The 1624-nt window shown below is 36.2% G+C and carries 2 protein-coding genes; one reads left to right on the top strand and one right to left on the bottom strand.

Translation table 11 applies throughout. The features are described 5' to 3' along the window. Positions 1 to 772: iron-containing alcohol dehydrogenase (locus tag ABZA26_RS14665; protein WP_372715228.1), on the bottom strand; the 772-nt coding region annotated here is incomplete at its 3' end. A gap of 414 nt (positions 773 to 1186) precedes the next feature. Between ABZA26_RS14665 and ABZA26_RS14670 the strand changes: the two genes are divergently transcribed. Then, a partial coding sequence (locus ABZA26_RS14670; RefSeq protein ID WP_372715229.1) for an O-acetyl-ADP-ribose deacetylase occupies positions 1187 to 1624 on the top strand: 438 nt, incomplete at its 3' end.

The following is a 1624-nucleotide window of genomic DNA, read 5'->3' on the forward strand; positions in this document are numbered from 1 at the left end:
GTGAAGAGTTTGTAAATGCCATCCCTGCAAGAGTAGATGCATTGTGCATGTGATTTCTTGCTTCCATATGATCAGCTTTTTCATAAGCTAAAGGGAGATTATCATAAACAAGTTTTATGGACTCCATAGCCATAGGGTCAGTATAACTCGTAGCATTAGTAGAAACAAAGGCTTCTATAGCATGAGTCATTACATCCATCCCTGTATTGGCAGTTATATGAGCAGGCATCTTTGCTGGAAGTGCCGGATCAAGAAGAGCTATATCAGGAGTAATCTCATAAGAAACAAGAGGATACTTTATGTGATTTTCTGTGTCTGTTATTACAGAAAAAGCTGTTATCTCAGAAGCTGTACCGCTTGTAGACGGAATAGCAATAAATTTAGCTTTTTTTCTAAGCTGTGGAAATTTCCCTGCAACAAGATCTTCAAATTTTGAATCAGGATACTCATAGAACACCCACATGATCTTAGCTGCATCAAGTGCAGATCCTCCACCGATAGCTATAATCCAGTCAGGACCGAATTCTGCCATCTCTTTTCCGCCTCTTAGCACTGTTTCCACAGATGGATTTGGCTCTACTCCGTCAACTATAGAAACCTCCATTCCTGCTTTTTCAAGTTGTGCTTTTGCTTCGTCCAAAAATCCGAATCTTTTCATAGAACTTCCACCTGTAACAAGTGTAGCCTTTTTACCTTCTAGTGTTGATAGATACTCTAATGCATTTTCTCCAAAAACGATGTCTTTAGGAACTCTAAACCATTGTAAACTCATTTTCTACCCCCTGAAGTTTTATTTATAATTTTTTTATAGCCTGTAAATAATTTGAATTATAAAGTTACAACTGTACAGTTTTTTCCCGTCAGTTTTTAATTCACCTTTTGTGAATTTGGTAACTATATCTGACTTTAGTATATCCTTATCTCATGTTTAAAACTAACTTTTTTTTGCAAAAAATACCACTTTTTTGAACTTTCCATTAAATTTTCCGCAATTAATTTGGAATTTTTATATTTTCAACAGAGACTTTTTTTCACAACAAGCATCTTTTTGGAATAATTATGTATAATATTTAGATCTTATTTTTATCATCGCATTTTTTGATTACATGAATTTATTTGATACAGGTCCTCTCCTTGGGTATAATTAGATAGATGCATATAAAAAATTAAGATGAAGGTGTTTAAAATGTCTGGAAAAATAACTTTGATAAAAGGTGATATCACAACCCTTAAAGTGGACGCCATTGTAAATGCTGCCAATAACCGGCTTATAGGTGGAGGAGGTGTAGACGGAGCTATTCACCGGGCCGGAGGTCCAGAGATCTCAAAATATTGCGACGAGATAAGAAAAAAAAGAGGGGGATGCGAAACAGGTGAAGCTGTCATAACCTATGGCGGTAATCTTCCTGCTAAGTATATAATACACACTGTGGGGCCTGTATGGAAAGGGGGAAAACACGGTGAAGAGATTCTTCTCAGAAAATGCTATCAAAACTCCTTGATCCTCGCAAAGGAACATCTGGTAAAATCTATAGCATTTCCCAATATAAGCACAGGAGTCTATGGATATCCGAAAGAATTGGCGGCTAAAATCGCAATCGTAGAAGCTATCAGATTTTTAAAA

The sequence above is a fragment of the Ilyobacter sp. genome, from assembly GCF_041583315.1.
In the GTDB taxonomy this organism is placed as follows: domain Bacteria; phylum Fusobacteriota; class Fusobacteriia; order Fusobacteriales; family Fusobacteriaceae; genus Ilyobacter.